Annotated in this window: 19 protein-coding genes; all 19 read right to left on the bottom strand. The window is 64.2% G+C overall.

The features are described 5' to 3' along the window. Nucleotides 1-46 precede the first annotated feature (46 nt). Nucleotides 47-982 carry an RluA family pseudouridine synthase gene (locus BJ994_RS05875; RefSeq protein WP_167992448.1) on the bottom strand — a complete coding sequence of 312 codons (936 nt, stop codon included), beginning with the start codon at nucleotides 980-982 and terminating at the stop codon, nucleotides 47-49. Next, the gene (gene lspA / locus BJ994_RS05870) at nucleotides 966-1,595 is read right to left on the bottom strand and encodes a signal peptidase II (RefSeq protein ID WP_167992446.1); all 630 of its coding nucleotides are present in this window, start codon (nucleotides 1,593-1,595) and stop codon (nucleotides 966-968) included. The genes BJ994_RS05875 and lspA overlap by 17 nt, the downstream gene beginning before the upstream one ends. A gap of 119 nt (nucleotides 1,596-1,714) precedes the next feature. After that, on the bottom strand, nucleotides 1,715-2,353 hold the full coding sequence (locus BJ994_RS05865; protein ID WP_167992444.1) for a DivIVA domain-containing protein: 639 nt from the start codon (nucleotides 2,351-2,353) through the stop codon (nucleotides 1,715-1,717). A 152-nt stretch (nucleotides 2,354-2,505) separates the two neighbouring features. Further along, nucleotides 2,506-2,799, bottom strand: coding sequence for a YggT family protein (locus tag BJ994_RS05860; protein ID WP_167992441.1), 294 nt, complete (start codon nucleotides 2,797-2,799; stop codon nucleotides 2,506-2,508). Nucleotides 2,800-2,858: 59 nt separating this feature from the next. Further along, entirely contained in the window at nucleotides 2,859-3,374 is a 516-nt protein-coding gene (locus BJ994_RS05855; RefSeq protein WP_167992439.1) for a cell division protein SepF, read from the bottom strand. A 66-nt stretch (nucleotides 3,375-3,440) separates the two neighbouring features. Then, nucleotides 3,441-4,178 carry a YggS family pyridoxal phosphate-dependent enzyme gene (locus BJ994_RS05850; RefSeq protein ID WP_167995880.1) on the bottom strand — a complete coding sequence of 246 codons (738 nt, stop codon included), beginning with the start codon at nucleotides 4,176-4,178 and terminating at the stop codon, nucleotides 3,441-3,443. Then, nucleotides 4,175-4,888, bottom strand: coding sequence for a laccase domain-containing protein (locus BJ994_RS05845; protein ID WP_167992436.1), 714 nt, complete (start codon nucleotides 4,886-4,888; stop codon nucleotides 4,175-4,177). Before BJ994_RS05845 ends, BJ994_RS05850 begins: the two co-directional genes overlap by 4 nt. A gap of 3 nt (nucleotides 4,889-4,891) precedes the next feature. Beyond that, a complete protein-coding gene (gene ftsZ, locus BJ994_RS05840; protein WP_167992433.1) occupies nucleotides 4,892-6,088 on the bottom strand; it encodes a cell division protein FtsZ in 1,197 nt (398 codons plus the stop codon). 183 nt (nucleotides 6,089-6,271) lie between these two features. Continuing rightward, nucleotides 6,272-7,180, bottom strand: coding sequence for a cell division protein FtsQ/DivIB (locus BJ994_RS05835; protein WP_167992432.1), 909 nt, complete (start codon nucleotides 7,178-7,180; stop codon nucleotides 6,272-6,274). Further along, complete coding sequence (murC, locus tag BJ994_RS05830) at nucleotides 7,177-8,583, bottom strand: UDP-N-acetylmuramate--L-alanine ligase (RefSeq protein ID WP_167992431.1); 1,407 nt, start codon at nucleotides 8,581-8,583, stop codon at nucleotides 7,177-7,179. The genes BJ994_RS05835 and murC overlap by 4 nt, the downstream gene beginning before the upstream one ends. After that, the gene (gene murG, locus BJ994_RS05825; RefSeq protein ID WP_167992430.1) at nucleotides 8,580-9,695 is read right to left on the bottom strand and encodes an undecaprenyldiphospho-muramoylpentapeptide beta-N-acetylglucosaminyltransferase; all 1,116 of its coding nucleotides are present in this window, start codon (nucleotides 9,693-9,695) and stop codon (nucleotides 8,580-8,582) included. Before murG ends, murC begins: the two co-directional genes overlap by 4 nt. Beyond that, nucleotides 9,692-11,062 (bottom strand): putative lipid II flippase FtsW, encoded by a 1,371-nt coding sequence (ftsW, locus tag BJ994_RS05820; RefSeq protein WP_167992429.1) that lies wholly within the window; start codon nucleotides 11,060-11,062, stop codon nucleotides 9,692-9,694. The genes murG and ftsW overlap by 4 nt, the downstream gene beginning before the upstream one ends. After that, a complete protein-coding gene (gene murD, locus BJ994_RS05815; protein WP_167992428.1) occupies nucleotides 11,062-12,633 on the bottom strand; it encodes a UDP-N-acetylmuramoyl-L-alanine--D-glutamate ligase in 1,572 nt (523 codons plus the stop codon). Before murD ends, ftsW begins: the two co-directional genes overlap by 1 nt. Beyond that, nucleotides 12,615-13,718 carry a phospho-N-acetylmuramoyl-pentapeptide-transferase gene (mraY, locus tag BJ994_RS05810; RefSeq protein ID WP_167992427.1) on the bottom strand — a complete coding sequence of 368 codons (1,104 nt, stop codon included), beginning with the start codon at nucleotides 13,716-13,718 and terminating at the stop codon, nucleotides 12,615-12,617. Before mraY ends, murD begins: the two co-directional genes overlap by 19 nt. Continuing rightward, nucleotides 13,715-15,238, bottom strand: coding sequence for a UDP-N-acetylmuramoyl-tripeptide--D-alanyl-D-alanine ligase (locus BJ994_RS05805; protein ID WP_167992425.1), 1,524 nt, complete (start codon nucleotides 15,236-15,238; stop codon nucleotides 13,715-13,717). Before BJ994_RS05805 ends, mraY begins: the two co-directional genes overlap by 4 nt. Nucleotides 15,239-15,244: 6 nt before the next feature. Beyond that, on the bottom strand, nucleotides 15,245-16,846 hold the full coding sequence (locus tag BJ994_RS05800; protein WP_167995879.1) for a UDP-N-acetylmuramoyl-L-alanyl-D-glutamate--2,6-diaminopimelate ligase: 1,602 nt from the start codon (nucleotides 16,844-16,846) through the stop codon (nucleotides 15,245-15,247). A gap of 58 nt (nucleotides 16,847-16,904) precedes the next feature. Beyond that, nucleotides 16,905-18,695, bottom strand: a complete 1,791-nt coding sequence (locus tag BJ994_RS05795) for a peptidoglycan D,D-transpeptidase FtsI family protein (RefSeq protein ID WP_342450298.1) — start codon at nucleotides 18,693-18,695, stop codon at nucleotides 16,905-16,907. 35 nt (nucleotides 18,696-18,730) lie between these two features. Further along, nucleotides 18,731-19,471 (bottom strand): cell division protein FtsL, encoded by a 741-nt coding sequence (ftsL, locus tag BJ994_RS05790; RefSeq protein WP_167992423.1) that lies wholly within the window; start codon nucleotides 19,469-19,471, stop codon nucleotides 18,731-18,733. Continuing rightward, on the bottom strand, nucleotides 19,468-20,460 hold the full coding sequence (gene rsmH, locus BJ994_RS05785) for a 16S rRNA (cytosine(1402)-N(4))-methyltransferase RsmH (protein ID WP_167992421.1): 993 nt from the start codon (nucleotides 20,458-20,460) through the stop codon (nucleotides 19,468-19,470). The genes ftsL and rsmH overlap by 4 nt, the downstream gene beginning before the upstream one ends. Nucleotides 20,461-20,668 lie beyond the last annotated feature (208 nt).

Here is a 20,668-nt window from a genome sequence, read left to right as displayed (position 1 = left end):
AGCGAGCACCGGCAGCCTTCCAGTGTGTGCCGGGCGGGTGTCGGACTCAGATAGTCCCGCTGGCCAATGCGTCCAGGGCATACTGCAGGTCCATTGGGAACTTGCTGTCGATCACTACCCGCTCGCCGCCGCGGGGATGGTCGAATGACAATTGGCTGGCATGCAGCCACTGGCGTGTGAGACCGAGCTCTGCTGCGAGTCGGGGGTCCGCACCGTAGGTAAGGTCACCTGCACACGGGTGACGTATCGCCGAGAAGTGGACGCGGATCTGGTGGGTACGACCGGTTTCCAGGCGTACCTTGAGCAGACTGGCCCTGCCGAACGCCTCCACCATCGCATAGTGGGTGATCGAAGGACGTCCGTCCTCCATGACGGCGAACTTCCAGTCATGGGCGGGATGACGTCCAATGGGTGCGTCAATGGTGCCTTCAAGCGGATCAGGCAAACCCTGGACGAGCGCGTGGTACTGCTTGCCTACCGTCCGCTCCTTGAAGGCACGCTTCAACAGGGTGTACGCGTGCTCGGACTTCGCAACCGCCATGGCCCCTGAGGTGCCGACATCGAGCCGATGAACTATACCTGCCCGCTCGGGAGCGCCCGAGGTGGAGATTCGATAACCTGCCGCGGCCAGTGCGCCGACCACAGTGGGGCCTACCCAACCGGGAGAAGGGTGCGCGGCCACGCCCACCGGCTTGTCTATGACCAGGAAGTCATCATCATCAAGGAGGATCTCCATCCCCTCAACGGCTTCCGGCACCACTTCGAGTGGGTTCCGCTCGATGGGCACAACGACGGTGAGGGTAGTCCCAGCGACCGCCTTGGCGGATTTCTGCACCGCAACGCCCTCGATTCTGACAGCGCCGGCAGCGCACCATGCTGCGGCTGTCGAACGGGACTCTCCCGTCAGTGCGGCCAGCACAGCGTCGATACGCTGGCCCGCAGCCGAGTCAGGAACGCCGTAACTCCTAGGGCCGATCGTCATCGTTCACCCCGGCGTCCGGAGCTTCTTTTTGCTCCTGGTTGTCTGCTTCTTTGTTTTCCGTTTCGTTGCTTCGGCGCCCGTCGAGGCCGATGCCGCGAAGCGTAAGCAGACAGATCAGCACTACGCCGCTCACCACCGCGCTGTCAGCGATGTTGAAGATGGCGAAGTTCGGCAGCGCGATGAAATCGACAACGTGTCCCTGGCCGAATGCCGGTTCCCGGAAGAGACGGTCAGTGAGGTTGCCCACCGCACCACCAAGGACGAGTCCTAGGGCAACAGCCCATCCCCAGGAAGCAACCTTGCGGATCTGGGTGATGATTGCCACCGATACCAGGGCCTGGATGATCGTGAATACCCAGGTGATCTCCGTGCCGATGGAGAAGGCGGCGCCGGAGTTTCGGATGAAATGCCAACTCAGGACCGGGGGGAGAACTTCGGTGATCTGGCCTTCAACCATGGTCGAGACCACCCAGATCTTCGTCAGTTGGTCGAAGATATAAGCAATCAGTGTGCACGCGACGAGCAGCAGCGCATAGCGGGCTCCGATTCGCTTGCCATGCTTTGCATGGTTGCGGCCGGACTCTGGGTTCGGAACAGGAGGTTGCTCGGTCATGATGCTTTCGATAGTGCGCGCCTAGCAGCGGCGCTTGGACGCTTAGCTCGCCATCCAGCGTACGGCAAAGGCCGGCTGCCGGGTGAACCCGGCAGCCGGCCCTTTAATCCAACGGCCTTTTAGGCGTCTGCGGTTTCCGAAGCCACGGATCCGCGGGAATCGAGGTCGCGCAGCTGGCCCTCGATGTAGGCCTTCAGGCGTGAGCGGTAGTCCCGCTCGAAGCTGCGGAGCTGCTCCACCTTGCGCTCCAGGACAGCTTTCTGCTGCTCGAGGGCGCCAAGAGTCTTGCGGCTCTTCTCCTGGGCATCGTTGACGAGACCGCTTGCCTCGATCTGGGCCTCCGCGATGATCTTGTCGCGCTGCTCAACGCCGGCATTGACGTATTCATCGTGCAGCTTCTGAGCCATCGCAAGCACACCAGCGGCTGACTCTGCGCCGCCGGACTGCTGGACGGGGGCAGGAGCCGGCCGCTCCTCCACCTTGGGAGCCTCGACCTTCGGCTCTTCGGGCTTCTTTTCCTCGCGGACCTCTTCGGTCTGCGCGCTGGCAGCCACGGGTGCCGGCACTGCGGCATTCTGGGAAGTGCCGGTGGGGGCCTCCGACAGCTGACGACGGAGGTCGTCGTTCTCCTGGTTCAGGCGACGAAGCTCCACGACGATCTCATCGAGGAAGTCATCCACCTCGTCCTGGTCATACCCCTCACGGAACTTGGTGGGCTGAAACCGCTTGTTGACAACATCTTCTGGCGTCAGGGCCATCTGGTCACCTCATAGTGGATTTAGTCGAAGCCGCCTGTCGAGCAGACCTGACAACGGTACCGAATTGTGGACGTGCTTGGGGAGGTAAAACTCCTGATTCACACCAATATGTGATTCAGCGTATATCTTTTAGGTCTCGAAAACTAACCGGCTCAGGCCTCGGCCAGCACACGGGCAACGGTCTTGAGAATAGTCGCTCCGAGGAAGACAACAAGGAACGCAAGATCCAGGGAAACACCCCCAAGACGCAGCGGCGGAATGAGCCGCCGAAACAGCCGGATGGGCGGGTCAGTGACCGAATAGATCGCAGACGCGAGAACCAGGGCAAGCCTGCGCGGCCGCCAACCCCGCGCGAACATCTGCACTGCGTCATACACGATGCGGATGATCAGCGCGAGCTGGAAAAGCATCAGCACCAGGTAGATCAGAGCGAACACCAAGCTCACGTGTCAGTCACAGTCCTCTGGCATGAAACGGAATAGTTGTCTGTAAACAGTAAACCGTGTCAGCTCTGATTGAAGAAACTGGCCTGGCCATCGCTGGCCTTCTGATCCTCGCCCAATACTTCGATGTAGGACGGGGACAGCAGGAATACCTTGTTCGTGACACGCTCGATCGATCCATGCAACCCGAAGACAAGCCCGGCGGAGAAGTCAACGAGGCGCTTGGCGTCTGCCTCGCCCATATCAGTCACGTTCATGATGACTGGAATACCGTCCCGGAAGCTTTCGCCGATGAGCTTCGCATCATTGTAGGAACGAGGGTGCACCGTAGTGATCTGGCGTAGGGAAGAAGCGTCCTCACGGGCCGACTGCGCACGTTTGATCGGGGTAACCGGCGCACGGTACTCCTCCGGGGCGGCCTTGGTCACGGGCGCAGGATCAACATGGCGCTCGTCACGGTCGTAGTCCACGGAGTAGTCCTCATTCCTGCTGTTGGATGTCTTGGGCTCGGGCTCGTAGTGCTCGTCACCGTCGGCGAGCCCAAGGTAGATCATTGTCTTGCGCAGTGCGCCAGCCATGGTAGCTCCTGTCATTCCTTCGTCATGCACCGGTGGTGCGAAACGCCCGCGGTTACAGCGTTGACGCTACCCCAAGGGCGGTCGCGCGCCGAGGACATCTGAGCCGACGCGCAGGTGTGTCGCGCCCGCTACGATTGCATGCTCCAAATCACCGCTCATCCCGGCCGAGATCGCCCGGGCTTCGGGGTGGCGGGCGACGACGTCGGCCGAGATCGCTGCCAGCCGCGCGAACGCCTCACGGGGATCTGCTCCCAGCGGGGCGACGGCCATGACCCCTGCCAACCGCAGCTGGCCGGCATCGTCAATTCGGGTCGCGAGCTCGGGTACCTCCGATGGCACGGCCCCGCCCCGGCTGCCGGTCGGGTTGTCCGCGAGGTTCACCTGCACGTAGCACTCGAGCGGGGTGCGCGCCGGCTCACCGGTCTCCGCCCGACGCTCCTGCTCCTTCGCTACGGCCTTCTCAAGGGCGTTGACAAGCGAAACCCGGTCCACGGAGTGCACGGAGTGCGCATAGGCAACCACGGACCGCGCCTTGTTTGTCTGCAGCTGCCCAATGAAATGCCACCGTAAGCGCGGGTCTGAGGCCTCTGCCGCCTTCGCCGCAGCTTCCTGATCGCGGTTTTCGCCTACATCCTGCACGCCAAGCGAAGCCAGTAAGCCGACATCCGATGCGGGGAAGAACTTTGTGACCACGATGAGGGTGGGACGGCTGGCACTGCCCGTAGCGGCCAACGCTTCATCTATGCGCGCCCTGACCCGGCCGAGGTTGCCCGCTAGTTGGGCGCGCCTGTCGGGGTGGATCATGCCTGCCACACCAACCCCGCCATACGTCCTACCGGACGTCCCCTGCCCACGGCGCGATGCGAGAACAGTTCATCGTTCTCGAGGCTGCAGAGGTGACTGGGGGCCGGACCGAGTTCCTGAACCAGCGCCCCGGCCGCGCCCAGCTGAGTGCGAACGCCCGTGGGAAGGTCCAGCGCCGGCGTCCCCCAGCTCGTGGTGCTGAAGGTCGAGGGCACTGCACCTGCCACGCGCGCCCGCAATTCCGCGGGGACCTCGTAACACGCACCACAAACGGACGGCCCAATCCAGGCGTTGACCGTCTCCGCTCCGGATTCCCGAAGACTGCTGACGGCCCTGCCTGCGATGTTGCCTTCCACCCCTTTTCTGCCTGCATGCACCACCGCGGTGGAAGCGGCACCATGGGAATCAACGCCAACGAGGACCACCGGCACGCAGTCCGCAACCAGCACGGCCAACGCTTCCGATCCTGCCGGGCTGACCAGAGCATCAGCGTCAGGAACCCCACATACAACCTGCGCCACGATGGTCGAATGGGTCTGGTTCATGAACCGCAGCGATCCGGGCGCGATCCCCATTCCCGATTCCAGGACGGACCTGTTGCGTGCTGATCTTTCCGGATCATCACCGACATGCGTTGCAAGGTTACCGGCCGCCCGACTCGTGAAGGCGATCCGAACGCCGGCAGCAGCCAGCGATGTCCAGAAGAACACCGCTTACTTTAGGAAGTCGGGAACGTCCAGGTCATCCGAGCGGCCTGCCGAGTAGTCAGGTTCGACGACGGCGGGGAGGTCGACATCAAAGCCTGAATCTCCAGGCACGTCGTTGCGGCTGCCGTTGGAGGAGTTATGCGCCCAGCCGCCTCCCACGCCTGCGGCAACAGTCTGCGGCACGGGTGCGGCCTCCCTGCCGACAGCGGGCGCCGAAGCCGGCTTCGCCGCCGGTGTCGCCGGCTGGGACGTCGCATCCACCTGGTCGAAGCCGGCGGCGATAACCGTCACACGCGCTTCGTCGCCGAGGGCGTCGTCGATAACGGCACCGAAGATGATGTTCGCCTCAGGATGCGCAACTTCCTGGACCAGGCGCGCTGCCTCGTTGATCTCGAACAGACCGAGGTCCGAGCCACCCTGAATCGAAAGCAGGACCCCATGCGCCCCGTCAATCGACGCCTCAAGCAGCGGCGAAGCGATAGCCAGCTCTGCTGCCTTGACCGCGCGATCCTCTCCGCGAGCCGAGCCGATGCCCATGAGCGCTGATCCGGCACCCTGCATGACCGACTTGACGTCGGCGAAGTCGAGGTTGATAAGGCCCGGGGTGGTGATGAGATCGGTGATGCCCTGAACACCGGAGAGCAGCACCTGGTCCGCGGAGCGGAACGCATCGAGCATAGAGACGTTACGGTCGCTGATCGAAAGCAGCCTGTCATTCGGGATGACAATCAGCGTGTCGACCTCGTCCCGCAGGGTGTCAATGCCGGTCTCCGCCTGATTCGAACGGCGGCGTCCTTCGAAGGTGAACGGACGCGTCACAACACCGATGGTCAGCGCTCCAAGCGAACGTGCGATGCGCGCAACGACGGGAGCCCCGCCCGTGCCCGTGCCGCCGCCTTCTCCTGCAGTGACGAAGACCATGTCGGCGCCGCGAATTACCTCTTCGATCTCCTCGGCATGGTCTTCAGCCGCCTTGCGTCCAACCTCGGGATCCGCGCCTGCGCCCAGGCCCCTTGTGAGTTCACGTCCGACGTCAAGCTTCACGTCGGCGTCGCTCATCAGCAGCGCCTGCGCATCGGTATTGATGGCGATGAATTCCACGCCGCGCAGCCCGACCTCAATCATGCGGTTTACGGCGTTCACGCCACCGCCGCCGATGCCGACGACCTTGATGACGGCCAAGTAATTCTGCGGTGCTGCCACGTCCTGTGTCCCTTGTTCGATCTGTGCGCTGTATTGGGATATTGAAAGCTGAGTGCCCAACCTTCAACCTGGATAACGTTCACTCTCAACTTGAGGGTTAACGTTATGTCAAGTAACTTCTTACTGAGACGCTAGGGGCAGTGGCACTGCCATGCAATGACCACCGCAGCGTGTCGGAAAACTTCATCGGGTTACCGGGCGCGATGGCGTGCTTATGTCGTACACCGAGACCGGCGGATCCTGCTCTCCGAGGGTGAGCAGCGCCGCAAGAACCCGCGCTTTGGCAGCGTTCTCCTCAGCGCTTCCCCAAAAGATCGTCTTACCGTCCGTCAACTTCAATTCCACCGAGTCAATGGAGTTCGCGGAAGCGTGCACTAACCGTTCCAGAATGTCGGCCGGCAGCGAGGCCAGCACCGCTGTGATCGAAGAGAACACATCGCTGTTCACGGCGTTCTCGCCGCCGTCGATCAGTGGCAGCGCCACGGACTCGCGCTCAGCGACGGTGGCCAGCTCGCGGCCCTCGGAATCGATGAGGAGAAATTTCCCGCCGCTTTCCAAAATGGCGACAGGCACGCGCTCGACGATGGTGACGTTCAGGGTCGAGGGCGGAGAGGCAGCCACGGAAACATCCTGGACAGGCGGGAAGTCAGCCAGCAGCGCACGCACATCGTCGTCGCTGATCTGGGTGAGGGACCTCCCTACGAGCGGTGCCAGGGCAGCCGACACCCGTTCGGTGGGCACCAGCCCGTTGCCCTGGATGTCCAGGTTCCGCACTGCCAGGGCAGGCGAGAAAACGAGGTAGGCGAGCAACCCGGCAATCGCCAGTATCACGGCGGAGGTGCCGATCAGCCACCACCGCCGTCGTCGCCGCGCCTGCGGTTCAGGGAATGCGACGACGGTGCCGGAATCCTCACCTCGGTCCATCAGGGCAACCGGGGCGTCCTTCCGTGCAGTAATGGCTTCCTGGGGCGCTTCTCCCCTGTGCTCCGCAGCCGCCTCGGGAACGCTTTTCTGTGCGCTGATGGTGTCGGAGGCGAACGACGACGCCGGGGGTCTGCCGCTGTTCGGCCGGCGTGGAGCGCGGGAGCTCATGACGAACCTCCTCCATCTTCGGCAAGCAGTTCGACCAGCACAGGGCCGAATCGGGTAACGTCGCCTGCTCCGACCGTCAGGACGATGTCTCCGGGCTGCGCTGTATGCACGATCTCACGCAAAGCGTTCTCGGCGTCGGGGAAGTAGCCGCCGGGAACCGTAAGGCGGTCGGTGATCCGCCGGCTGGTCACTCCCGGCACAGGATCTTCACGCGCGGCATAGATGTCGAGCACGCGGACCGAGTCGGCCTGGGACAGCGCAGCGGCGAATTCCACCGCGAACTCACGCGTGCGGGAGAAGAGGTGCGGTTGGAAGAGGACGTGCACTCTGTGATCACCCGCAACCGTACGCGCAGCGGCCATCGCTGCAGCAACCTCTGTTGGGTGGTGCGCGTACTCATCGAAAACCCGCACACCGCGGTTCTCGCCTTTAGCCTCGAACCGGCGGGCGGCGCCGGAGAAAGCGGCAAGGCCCGCGGCTGCGGCCGCTGGATCCACTCCCAGCTCCAGCCCCACTGCGAAGGCGGCTGCAGCGTTCAGGACGTTGTGCCGTCCCGGTACGCCCAGCTGAAGTTCCTGCTGGCTGTCCAGACCGTCCAGCGTGAAGGACAGGAGACTGTTGGAGGTGCTTCCCACAGCCCGGGTGGCACTGACTCGCACGTCGGCGCTCTCGCCGTATCCGTAGGTGCACACGCGACGCGAGCCGGCCGTCCGCTCGGCGAGAGCCGCGGCACCCTCGTCATCCCGGCACGCAACCAGAACGCCGTCGTCGTCGGGAAGGAGCGCCGCGAAACGGTCGAACGATTCGAACACCGCGGCCGCCGAACCGTAGTGGTCCAGATGATCGGCCTCGACATTGGTCACGACACCGATGCGCGGCCGGTAGTTGAGGAAGGAGCCATCGGATTCATCCGCCTCGGCCACGAAGACCTCGCCTTCTTCCCAGGCGGCGTTCACCCCCAGTGCCGCAACGTCCCCGCCGATGGCGAACGACGGCGCCCTGCCTGCAGCCTGCAGCATGACGGTGATCATGGATGTGGTGGTGGTTTTGCCGTGGGTGCCAGCCACCGCGACCACGGTACGTCCGTCCATCGCTGCCGCCAGTGCCTCCGAGCGGTGAAGTACCCGCAGTCCGCGCGTTTTGGCCTCGAGAAGTTCCGGATTGCTCTCCCGGATAGCGCTCGAGACGACGACCGTGTCCGCAGAGCCAAGGTTTGCGGCGTCATGCCCGACGTGCACGCGAGCGCCGAGTGCAGCAAGTGCCTGGAGTCCCCTTGAATCCGCCGCATCCGACCCGGAGACCGGTACCGATCTCCCGAGCAGTACCCTTGCGACGGCGGACATCCCCGCACCGCCAAGCCCGATGAAGTGGACCGTGCCCAGCTCTGCTACTACCGCGCTCATGGGCGAACTCCAGCAGCGTCGAGGATCAGGCCGGCCATCCTGGCGTCGGCGTCACGCACGCCCAGGGGTGCGGCGGCAGCGGACATCCGTGCCAGCCGCGCGGTGTCTCGTGTGAGCGGGAGCGCCTCGGCTGTGAGCCAGCTCCCCGAAAGACGCGCGTCCTCCACCAGAACTGCACCGCCCGCCGCGACGAGCTCGGCAGCGTTTCGGCGCTGCTCACCGTTGCCGTGCGGCAGGGGCACCAGGATGGCGGGCAGACCTACCGCGGCAACTTCACAGACGGTCGCCGCGCCGGCACGCGCGAGCAGGAGGTCGGCCGCGGCGTAGACGTTCTCCATGCCGTCGACGAACTCGATCTGGCGGTATCCCGGCCGGGTAAGCAGTCGACCGTCCGGCCCGGTGACCTGCTTGTCCCGGCCCGTGATGTGCAGAACCTGTACGCCTGACCCATCCGTGCCGAACCCCGCAGCGGCTTCGGCCACCGCTCGGTTGATACTGGCAGCCCCGGATGAACCACCGGTGACTATCAGGGTAGGCAACTGCGGATCCAGCCCGAGGCGTTCCCGTGCCGCAGCACGGGCGCTTGTGCGGTCGAGGGTTGAAATCTCCTTGCGCATGGGCATACCCACCCACTGCTCATCCGGCAGGCCGGTCCCGCGGAAGGCGACGGCGACTGTCTTCGCTATCCGGGAGCCGAGGCGGTTCGCCAGGCCCGGCCGCGCGTTCGCCTCATGGATGACCACCGGAACACGGCGAAGCCAGGCGGCGAGGTAGAGGGGCGTCGAGACATAACCGCCAACCCCGACGACGACGTCCGCTGACGCTGCATCGATGATTCGGAGGGCCTGCCGCACTGCGCGAAGGAGCCTCACCGGCAACTTGATCAGGTCAATCGACGGCCTGCGGGGCATGGGCACGCGTTCGATAGTCTCAAGCCGGTAACCGGCCTCGGGCACCATGCGGGTTTCCATTCCGGCTGCGGTACCGACCGCAACGATGGAAACGCCGGGTTGGGCTTCGTCCAGGGCGCGTGCGATGGCCAGCAGCGGACTGATATGACCGGCCGTACCACCGCCGGCGAGGACAACGGACGGGTTTGTGGGCTCGCTCAAGGTGTTCTCTTGCTCTTTTCCATGCTGCTTGCGATCTGGGCGGGTTCGGGGACGGCAGGGGGCATCCGGCGCGCGAAGGCCAGGAGTACGCCAACCGCCGCCAGGGTGAAGGTCAGAGCCGAACCACCATAGGAGATGAACGGCAAAGGTACTCCGATGACGGGCAGCACACCCGTGACCATACCGATATTGACGAACGCCTGCCCGATCAGCCACACCATGATCGATCCCATCAGGATCCGCACGAAGGGATCGGTGTAACGCCGGGCAACCCGGAGCGTGGCGACGGCCAGGATGCCGAACAGGATGATAACCACGAGCGTTCCGACGAGACCGAACTCCTCGCCGATGATGGCGAAGATGAAATCGTTGTGCGCTTCCGGGATCCAGTTCCATTTCTGGCGACTCTGCCCGATTCCCACGCCCCACCAACCGCCGGAGGCAAGGGCGAACAGGCCTTGGTTCGATTGGAAGCACGGGTCCAGGGCGCTCTCACAGTTGAGGCGCAGCCAGGCTTCGATGCGTGTACTCCGGGTGGAGTTCAGTAACGTGGCGCCGAAAGCCGCGGCGATCCCGACGACCCCGAGAAGAATGAACATCCTCATTGGCGCTCCGGCGAAGAAGAGCGCGGCCGCAATGATCATTCCAAGGATGATCGCGGTCCCGAGGTCCCCACCGAGCATCACCAGTAGGAGGATGACTCCACCGAGCGGCAGCACAGGGACGAGCGCGTGCTTCCAGTCCCTGACGAGCCCGCGCTTCCTCTCCAGCACGGTGGCGCACCAGAGTGCGAGGGCCAGTTTGGCGGGTTCGGACGGTTGCAGCGACTGGTTGCCGATGCGGATCCAGTTCTGGTTCCCGTTGATGCTTTCACCGATGATGAGCACAAGAACCAGGAGAACCACCGCGACGCCGAGTCCCGGCCACGCCAGTATTTTGAACATTCGGGGCCCAAAGCGTGAGAGGACAAGCATCATGACAACACCGAGCACGGCATACATGCTCTGCTTGAAGAAGAAGTCGAAGACGATCGCGCCCTCGTCAGTAGGTTCAACGCTTGACGCAGCCTTGGCGATCGACTCCACGGAGGACGCCGAGAGGACCATCATGAGACCGATGGCGGTCAGTGCCAGGGTGGCGCCGAGAATCATGTAGTAACTGGAACCGCTGGTTTGTTTGTCGGACCCCTCGAGGAAGCGCCAAAGGCGAACAAACTTACCTACTAATCCGGTTCTTTCCGGAGGGGGTTCGACGACGGCGGGGCCCGGTGAGCTTTCCGCTTGCGTTGTCGGTGTGGACCGCTTGGCTACGGGGTGCGGCCGCAACGCCGGTTTCCGGCGGGGATGCCGGGTGGGCGTGCTGACCATTACAACTCCTTAGCGGTGAATCCCTGTCCCTCCACAATCCCGCGGACCGCCTCGATGAAGGCGTCGCCACGGCGATCGTAGGAAGGGAACTGGTCCATTGACGCGGCCGCCGGCGCCATGAGCACCGTGTCGCCGTCCTCGGCTATCCGTAGCGACTCAGAAACTGCCGCCCGCATGGCCAGGACGCCGTCGGAGTTCGAGTTCTCGACCGGCAACCCGTCCTTACCAGTGTGACCCGCTGCCGGGTGTATCAGCGGAACATCCGGTGCGTGTCGGGCCAGAGCGGACGCGAGGTCCGAACTGTCCTTCCCGATCAGGACCACGGCCTTGAAACGCGTCACATTCCTGCGGACCAGATCCGTGTAGTCGACGCCCTTGGAAAGCCCGCCCGCGATCCAGACGACCGAGTGGAAGGAGGACAGCGAGGCATCCGCCGCGTGTGGATTCGTTGCCTTGGAATCGTTGATCCACAGCACTCCGTCCCGTGCTGCCACCAGTTCTATGCGGTGGCCGGACGGAGAGAAGTTTCGGAGCCCGTCCCGCACGGCCGCCGCCGGTACTCCCGCCGCCCGCACCAGCGCGGCGGCGGCCAGCGCGTTGGCCACCAGGTGCCGGGGAACGACCTCACCGAGGTCGGTGACGGAGGCAAGTTCAGCGGCAGAGTCCTTCCTCTGCTCGATGAACGCGCGGTCAACCAGCAGGCCGTCCACTACGCCCATCATGCTGATTGCCGGCGTGTCCGTGGTGAAGCCGATGGCCCGGCAACCCTCCTGGACATCGGCTTCCTCGACCATCCGTTCGGTGGCGGGATCCTCTACGTTGTAGATACAGGCAATCTGCGTGTTCTCGTAGATTTTGGCCTTGTCCGCCCGGTAGGCCTCAAAGCTTCCGTGCCAGTCCACATGATCTTCGGCGAGATTAAGGCAGACGCTGGCCAGCGGAGCAATGCTGGAACTCCAGTGGAGCTGGAAGCTTGAAAGTTCAACGGCGATCACGTCATACCCCTGCGGGTCACGAATGGCATCGAGCAACGGCGTACCGACATTGCCTGCCGCAACCGCGCGCAGACCCGCTGCCCGCAGCATGGACTCTGCGAGGGTTACCGTGGTGGTCTTGCCGTTTGTGCCGGTGATGGTCAACCACTCGGCTGTGGGTCTTCCTTCGCGGACGCGGACGCGCCAGGCGAGTTCAACGTCCCCCCAGATCGGGATGCCCGAGCCCGCGGCGGCCGCGAGCAAAGGTTGGTTCGGACGCCAACCGGGTGAGGTGACAATGAGCTCTGGTGCCGATCCCTCTACGTCAGGGAGCGTTTGCGCGGGCTCTGCTCCCAGCAGGACCTCCACGGCACCCACGATTCGCAGTGTGTCGGCTTTGGCCCGGTTCTCCTCCGAGTCCGTGGCGTCGCACACCACGACCCGGGCGCCGAGTTCAATCAGGGTGTCGGCGGCTGAGAACCCGGAAAGCCCTATTCCCGCGACCACCACGCGGAGTCCGGCCCAGTCGGCGTCCCACGTCTTGAGATGATCCAGCCGGTCCGTGGCACCCTCGAAAGTCACAGCAGTACAACCCATTCAGCGTAGAAGATACCCAAGGCGACGGCGACGAAGAGTCCCGCCAGGATCCAGAAGCGCACCACCACGGTGACCTCCTGCCAACCCTTCAGCTCGAAGTGGTGCTGCAGCGGAGCCATCTTGAAGACGCGCTTGCCGCCCGAGAGCTTGAAGAATCCCACCTGGATAATGACGGACAGCGTGATCATGACAAACAGGCCGGCCATTATCACCAGGAGCAGCTGGGTGCGCGAAAGGATCGCAAACCCGGCGATCGCGCCGCCGATTGCCAGCGACCCGGTGTCGCCCATGAAGATCTTGGCGGGTGAGGTATTCCACCACAGGAATCCGACAAGGGCGCCGCACATGGCTCCCGCGATCAACGCGAGATCCAGTGGGTCCCGCACCTCGTAGCAGATGTTCGCCGGAACTGAAGGGTCCGCGCAGCGCTGGTTGAACTGCCAGATTCCAAGGAGCATGTAAGCCCCGAAAACGAAAACGGACGCTCCGCTGGCGAGCCCATCAAGCCCGTCCGCGAGGTTTACCCCGTTGGAGGCTGCCGTGATGATCAGGTTCGACCATAAGACAAAGAGGATTGCGCCGATGAGGGAGCCCGCGAACGCGAGATCGAACGCTGTGTCGCGAACGAAGGAGATAGCTGTCGACGCCGGAGTGCGCCCGTTCGCGTCCGGGAAGTTCAGGGCAAGGATGGCGAAGAGAACGCCCACCACCGTCTGGCCGATGATCTTGGCCGGCGCGCTGAGCCCAAGGCTTCGCTGTTTGGAGATCTTGATGTAGTCATCGAAGAACCCGACAAGTCCCATTCCGACGGTCACCAGCAAAAGCAGCATTCCTGAGGCTGTGGGACCGTCTGAAACTCCGGCGGCCATCATGATCAGGTGCGTGCCGAAGTATGCGAGCACCACCGACCCAACGATCACGGCACCGCCCATGGTCGGCGTTCCGCGCTTGGTGTGATGTGCAGTTGGTCCGTCATCCCGGATGAACTGGCCGTAGCTTTTGTTCACCAGGAGGCGGATGAAGAGCGGCGTCCCGATCAGGGCAAGGACGAGGGCCGAGGCGGAGGCTATCAGCAGCGCAATCACGGCGTGGTGCCCCCCTGGTTCTTCGGATCAGGTCCGTTCGGCCCACCCTGTGATCCCGGATGATCGTCGGGCACCGCCGGCGAAGAGTCTGAGGCCAATGCTATCCGATCGCCCAGATGGCGCAGTCCGGCTCCGTTGGAGGATTTCACGAGCACGAGGTCCCCGGGAACAAGTTCGCGGTCGAGGATTTCCGCGGCCTCACTGACATCGCGGGCGAACAGCGCTTCGTCTCCCCAGGAACCTTCCAGCACGGCGCCGGCGTGCAGAGCCCGTGCTCCGTCCCCGACAACGATCAGCTTCGATATATTCAGCCTGACCACAACGCGCCCGATCGCGTCGTGTGCTGTGACCGATTCCTCACCGAGTTCGAGCATCTCGCCCAGCACCGCCCAGGTGCGGCGTCCGCGTCCGAGTTCAGCGAGGGTGGCCAGGGCAGCGCGCATCGACTCCGGGTTGGCGTTGTAGGCATCGTTGATCACGGTGACGCCATCCGCACGGTCCGTCCGTTCCATTCTCCAGCGGCTCACCGCCCGAGCCGCGCACAGCCCGGCTGCGATCTTCTCCCCCGGCACTCCCGCGGCATGCGCGGCCGAGGCCGCTGCCAGCAGGTTGGCGACATGATGCCGGCCGATCAGCAGGGGGCGCACATCGTGGCGGGCGCCGTTCGGAAGGACCAGCGTGAAGCATGGGTTTCCCTCAACCGACAGGAAGACTTCTTCGGCGCGCACAACTGCGCTGTCTGCGCTCTCGAAGGTGGAATCCTCGCTGAAGTAGACAACCGGTGCCTGGGTGCTCTTCGACATCCCACGAACCCGGTGATCATCGGCGTTGAGGATGGCAAGCCCTTTCTCACCGAGCGAGCGCGGGAGTTCCGATTTCGCCTCGGCAATCCGCTCCACTCCGCCGAACTCACCCGCGTGGGCCGAGCCGACGCAAAGCACGACGCCGATGTCCGGCTTGACCATCGAGCAGAGGTAATCGATATGCCCGGCCCCCGTGGCGCCCATCTCAATGACGAGGTACCGCGTACCGTAATCCGCGGAAAAGACGGTAAGCGGAACGCCGATCTCCCCATTGTAGGAGCCGATCGGCGCGACCGTGGGCCCTTCGGCGCCGAGCAGCTGTGCAAGGACATCCTTGGTTGTGGTCTTGCCTGCCGACCCGGTGATGCCGATAACAGTCAGCGGGGAGTGTTCCCTTAGCCGGCGTACCGTCTCGGCGGCCAGCTTGCCCATCGCTTCCACCGCATCGGGTACCACGACGGCGGGAAGGTCAGTGCCGTCGTCGTCGGCCACTGCACGCTCGGCCAGCGCAAGGACCGCGCCGTTCGCGAAGGCTGCAGCCACGAAGTTGTGCCCGTCTGTGGTCTCGCCCGGTTTGGCGATGAAGAGACCGCCCGGGCGGCTCTCGCGTGAGTCCGTTGCGGCGGAGCTCACAACGAGCGTGGGCTCCTTCTGAGCCGCCTCGGAGAGCCTACCGCCGGTGACCGCCGCGATCTCGGTTGCGCTGAATTCAATCATGACGATCTAGGACTCTATCCTGTTGCCGGAGAGCGCAGAGAATCCATGCCGTGTCAATGCCGCCGCCAGTTCAGCCCGGTCATCCAGCGGCAGATTCACGCCCTTGACCTCCTGCCAGACCTCGTGTCCGCGGCCCGCGACAAGGACGATGTCGCCCTTTCTTGCCAGCGCCACGGCCTGGTCGATTGCAGCAGCCCGCGGGAAGATTTCAAGGATCTCGCAGGAAAGATTCTCGGCGTCTTTAGCCCCTTGCGCGCCCTCCAGCACACCTGCGCGGATGACCGCTTCGTCCTCGTCATGCGGATCATCGTCAGTGATGATCACCACGTCGGCGAGGCGCGCGGCGGTAGCTCCCATCACCGGGCGCTTCGAGACGTCGCGCTGCCCTGTTGCACCGAAAACGATGAGCAGGCGCGAATCCGCTTGAGGGACTCGCACTGACTCGAGAGTCAGTGCGAGGGCATCCGGATTGTGGGCGAAATCGACAATCGCCGCCGGGTTTTCGCCGATCAATTGCATCCGGCCAGGCACTTCGGTGGTGAAGGGATCATGGAGCTCGGCCGCGCGCTGCAGGTCCTGACATGTCGTGCCCGTTGCGAGAACCATGACGGCCGCCAACGCAGCGTTCGCCACGTTGAAGATTCCGGGCAGTCCACAGCGGAGTACGAGCTCCTCCCCCGCCGGCCCTTCAAGGGTGAAGGCGTGGCCCAACCCGACCCGGGAAATCCCGGATACCATCCAGTCCGCGGGCGATCCACCGCTCACCGACAGCGTGACGGTTTCCAGGTCCGTCCGCCGGGCCAGGCGCCGACCCCACTCATCGTCCACGATGATGACCGCCCGGTCCGCCCTATTCCGGCTGAACAGGGCGGCCTTCGCGTCGAAGTACTCGTCCATGGTGCCGTGCAGGTCGAGGTGGTCCTGGGTGAGGTTGGTGAAGCCGACGACGTCGAACTGCACACCGTCAACCCGGCGGTACTCCACGGCATGGGAGGACACCTCCATGGCGGCCGCCTCGATACCCCTCTCCCGCATGAGCGCGAGGATCCCGTGGACCTGCGGGGACTCGGGTGTTGTCAGTGCGGACGGGATGGCTGTGTCCCCGGCGCGGATCTCGATCGTGCCGATCAGGCCGGTGCTCAGACCCAGCGCAGCACTCAGCGCGTTCAGGAAGTAGGTGGTGGTGGTCTTGCCGTTGGTTCCGGTAACCCCAAAAAGAATCGGACGGTCCCGCGGCGGCTGGCTGTCGAAAACGACGGCGGCAAGGGGCCCGACATAGTCCCGCACCGGCGCCGCACGGTACAGCGGAATGCCGGTCCCCCGAAGCGCCGCCGCTGCGGTTTCCAGCCCCGCGTCGTCGGTCAGCACCGCGCTGGCGCCCTCGGCAACCGCCTGGGCGGTGAAGTCGGCACCGTGACGCCCGGTGCCGGGCACTGCGATGTACAGGTCCCCGCGAAGCACTTCCCGGGAGTCGATGGTGACACCTGTGATCGAGGCGGCGCCGTCGTCGTTGTCTCCCCCGCCTACGAGCTGCACCGGAGGGAGCCCGGCCGGGAGGGCAGCGAGGATCTGGCCCATGGAGCGGGGCACAACGACGTCGGGACGCATGCGCGCAGCGGCGCCTGACTGCTCATTTATGGACACTGGAGCCTGCTTACGCGAAAAATCAGTACACAACCGGGTAAGTTTCGGGCTTACCGGTGGAGGGCGGAACGTTATTCGAATTGAGGACGTGCTTCATGACCTTCTGGAAAGATTCCCCCGGAAGCAGATAGTACAGGTCTCCCTGGGGCCGCTGCAGGGTCACGACCACCACGTACTTCGGGTCCTCCATCGGAGCCATCCCCGCGTAGGAGAGTGTGTAGCCGTCGTAGCCTCCCTGGGGGCTTGGCGCTTCGGCGGTGCCGGTCTTCGAGCCTACGCGGTACTCCTCCAGCGCCCCTGTGGCACCCGATCCCTCCACTGTCACCGTCTCGAGCATGTTGTGCAGCTTGCCCACGGTCTCCTCAGATACAACCCGTGCGCCCTCCACCTGCGGAACCTTGTGCTCCGTGCCGTCAGGGTCAATATAGGCATCGATGAGGCGAGGCTGCAGCCGCACGCCGTCGTTCGCGATCGTCTGGTAGATCGATGCTGTGTGGAGCGCGGTCTGCGCGAGGCCCTGCCCGAACAGGACGGTGTACTGCTGCCGGGGATCCCAGGTATCGGGGGTGGGCAAAATGCCGGAGGTTTCACCGTTGAGCCCGACGTTGAGCGGCTCGCCGACGCCGAACTTGCGGAGCCAGTCGTAGCGCTGTTGGGGTGTGAGTTGTTCGCCGATCATCACTGTGCCGGTGTTCATCGATTTGGCGAAGATTCCCGCAGCAGTACGCTGCTCGGTGCCGTGCTCGAAGGCGTCCGTGAAGGTTTGGCCGTCGACCGTGTAGCTCGGCGGGATCTCGAACCGGCTAGTGGGCTCGATGATGCCTTCTTCCAGCGCGGCGGCCATGGTGATGAGCTTGGTGGTGGAGCCCGGCTCGAACGAGGCCGTCACGGAAAGAGCCTTCCGAAACTCAGGGTCCGTCGCGGCGAAGTTGTTGGGGTCCGGCGACGTGGACTGCGCCATTGCCTTGATGGCGCCGCTTTCCGCCTCCATCACCACAATGCTGCCCCATTGCGCGTTGTAGTCCTGTACCTGGGCGGCGATGGTCTGCTGTGCGAAGAACTGCAGGTCCTGGTCGATGGTGAGCCGGACGGACTGCCCGTCCTGGGCAGGCACATCCTCATTGGTTGCGTATGGGATGCGGATGCCGTCGCCACCGATTTCAAAGGTGCGGCTTCCCGGCGTTCCCCTCAGCCGATCTTCCTGGGTGAGTTCGATGCCGCTCAGCGCACGTCCGTCGCCGCTCATGAATCCGAGAATGGATCCGGCGACCGCTCCTGATGGATAGGTGCGCAGGGTCGTGGGGTCAGCGTAAACCCCGGGCATCTTGACGTCCATCACATCATTGCGGACCTCGGGCGTAACCGAGCGCGCCACGAAGGCGAACTTGTCCTCGCCCAGGATCGAGGCTTTGAGCGTTTCGACATCCTGGCCGAGGATCGCGGACAGCTCCTGGAACCCCTGCTCCATCGGGATCTCAGTGGGCTCCTCATCCGTTTCGTCTTCAAACCGGTAGAAGGATTCGACGTCGCTGAGTGTCTGGTCAACCACAATGTCGAAGCGCTGGACCGTGTGCGCCAGTTCGTTGCCTTCGTCGTCTAGGATGCTCCCCCGGATGGCCGGCACGGGCTGCGAGACCAGCCGCTTGTTGAGCCCCGCCTGGGCCATGCCTCCGAGGTCTAGCCCCTGCACCTGGAAGAGTCGAACGCCGAGCACCAGCAGCAAGATGAGCACGAACGCCAAACCCACCCTCAGACGCGCGGCTCCGAGTGCCACCCGAAGCGATTCGTGGTTGGGGGTTTCCGCTCGTGCCACTGTCGGATCCTCGCTATTGCTTGACGATTAGGTTCTTACTGTCCGGGTGCGGCCTGCTGGGGTGCCGGGATGGTTCCGCCGCCCGTCGGTTCGGGCTCTGTGGGCGCGGCGGCCTCCGCTTCGCCTGCCGGGGTCTCCTCCGAGGACGACGGCGGTGCTTCCGCCGGGAGCTCTGACTCGCCGGCCGCGCCGGCAGGCTCCGCGGGCGCAGGCGCCGTACCGGCGTCGTTGGTTGTACTCACGGCTGGCGCCGGGATGAGAACGGGCGGTGCATCGGACTCCTTGGCTGGCTCCGGGCTGCCGGTGACTGTCAACGAATCTATATCAATGGAGCCGAATGTCGGGGAGGCGACCATGTCGAGTTCACCCGCCGCCACAGCAAGATTCTGTGGCGCGCGCAGGTTCTCCAGTTGCTGGGTAAGCGCCTGGTTCTCCTGTGCCAAAGCCACTTCCTCGCCGCGGAGTGACACAAGCCGGTACTGGCTGCTCGAAACGGAGATGTTGAGCATTAGTACCACCACCAGCGCAGCAACGAGGGCGAGCATACTGAAAACAGCGAACGGGACCCGGCCACGCGTGGGCCGGGCCGGCACAACGGACAGAGGCGTCCGGCGTCGTACGCGCTCCGGTTGCTGTACCGCCGGAAGGGACAACGCCCGGGCTGTGTTGCCGGCGACCGCGCCCATCGCTGCGTAGCCGTCCTGCGGCCGGCTTGCGCTGGGGTGCGAATGCGGGCGCGACGTCACAGCTGGCCTCGACTTCAGGGAAGTGCTCATCGCGCGTTCCTGTCTCTCGTGCTTGGTCGGGTGCGTTCCACTGCTCGAAGCTTCGCGGAGGCGGCGCGGGGATTATCCGCTATCTCCTGGTCGGTGGGGGCTTCGGTCCCCCGGGTGAGCGCGCTCAGGTATGGCTTGTGCTCTTCGAGTTCCACCGGGAAGCCCGGCGGGGCGGAGGAGCGCGTTCCGGCAGCGAACGCAGCCTTCACGATCTTGTCCTCGAGCGAGTGGTAGGACATGGCAACCACACGGCCCTGCACCGCGAGAACGTCGATCGCGGACGGGATGGCCCGGGTGAGCACGGTGAGCTCTTCGTTGACCTCGATGCGCAATGCCTGGAAGGTACGTTTAGCGGGATGCCCTCCTGTGCGGGCCGCACCGGCGGGTACCACGGAGCGGATCGCGTCCACCAGCTCCCCGGTGGTTGCGAATGGCTTCTCCCGGCGTGCTCCTACGATTGCGGACGCGATGCGCCCCGCGAACTTCTCTTCGCCCCAGGTGCGGATGATCCGAAGCAACTCGTTCTCCGGATACGTGTTCACCACCTCTGCTGCGGTCTGTCCGGTGCTGGTGTCCATGCGCATGTCCAGCGGGGCATCAAAGGAATAGGCAAAGCCCCTTTCGCGCTCATCGAGCTGCAGGGAGGAGACTCCGAGGTCGAACAACACGCCGTGCACTTGGGGGATCCCTAGGTCTTCGAGAACTGCCGGGATTTCGTCATAGACGGCATGAACCAGATCCGTCCGGTTCTCATAGGCGGAAAGACGCTCCGCGGCGAGCTGAAGCGCCTGGCGATCGCGGTCGATGCCTACCAGGTGAAGTTTGGGGAACCGTTCGAGGAGGGCTTCGGAGTGGCCTCCCATGCCCAGGGTGGCGTCAGCGACGACGGCGTGGTCACCGGCTGTTTCGATTGCGGGCGCCAGGAGGGCCAGGCAACGATCGCGCAGTACCGGGATGTGCCGGTCCTCGGTAGGACGCTCCTTGCCCATCTGCCCGCTCCTTCCTGCCGTTCCTCCAGATGCGCACCCGGTGACCTGATCCCTGCGGCCACTTCTTGAATCAGATCCCCATCCGCTCCGGGCCCTTGTCTGCCTGACTCAGGGGAAGGTGAGTCAGGTAGTTCAAGGCCCAAGCGGCTGGAGGTCTCATGCAAGAGAAGGCCTCGCTGTTGTCCTGCCGGGTACTTTGCTTGTCGAA

It is taken from the genome of Arthrobacter pigmenti, assembly GCF_011927905.1.
GTDB lineage: Bacteria > Actinomycetota > Actinomycetes > Actinomycetales > Micrococcaceae > Arthrobacter_D > Arthrobacter_D pigmenti.
This window is presented reverse-complemented; position numbering and strand designations above follow the sequence as displayed.

Bases quoted from the DNA above. Each gene is read 5' to 3' on its own strand.
- BJ994_RS05875 (WP_167992448.1), bottom strand. From the start codon at position 982: ATGACGATCGGCCCTAGGAGTTACGGCGTTCCTGACTCGGCTGCGGGC.
- lspA (WP_167992446.1), bottom strand. From the start codon at position 1,595: ATGACCGAGCAACCTCCTGTTCCGAACCCAGAGTCCGGCCGCAACCAT.
- BJ994_RS05865 (WP_167992444.1), bottom strand. From the start codon at position 2,353: ATGGCCCTGACGCCAGAAGATGTTGTCAACAAGCGGTTTCAGCCCACC.
- BJ994_RS05855 (WP_167992439.1), bottom strand. From the start codon at position 3,374: ATGGCTGGCGCACTGCGCAAGACAATGATCTACCTTGGGCTCGCCGAC.
- BJ994_RS05850 (WP_167995880.1), bottom strand. From the start codon at position 4,178: ATGATCCACCCCGACAGGCGCGCCCAACTAGCGGGCAACCTCGGCCGG.
- BJ994_RS05835 (WP_167992432.1), bottom strand. From the start codon at position 7,180: ATGAGCTCCCGCGCTCCACGCCGGCCGAACAGCGGCAGACCCCCGGCG.
- murC (WP_167992431.1), bottom strand. From the start codon at position 8,583: ATGAGCGCGGTAGTAGCAGAGCTGGGCACGGTCCACTTCATCGGGCTT.
- ftsW (WP_167992429.1), bottom strand. From the start codon at position 11,062: ATGGTCAGCACGCCCACCCGGCATCCCCGCCGGAAACCGGCGTTGCGG.
- murD (WP_167992428.1), bottom strand. From the start codon at position 12,633: ATGGGTTGTACTGCTGTGACTTTCGAGGGTGCCACGGACCGGCTGGAT.
- BJ994_RS05805 (WP_167992425.1), bottom strand. From the start codon at position 15,238: ATGATTGAATTCAGCGCAACCGAGATCGCGGCGGTCACCGGCGGTAGG.
- BJ994_RS05800 (WP_167995879.1), bottom strand. From the start codon at position 16,846: ATGCGTCCCGACGTCGTTGTGCCCCGCTCCATGGGCCAGATCCTCGCT.
- ftsL (WP_167992423.1), bottom strand. From the start codon at position 19,471: ATGAGCACTTCCCTGAAGTCGAGGCCAGCTGTGACGTCGCGCCCGCAT.
- rsmH (WP_167992421.1), bottom strand. From the start codon at position 20,460: ATGGGCAAGGAGCGTCCTACCGAGGACCGGCACATCCCGGTACTGCGC.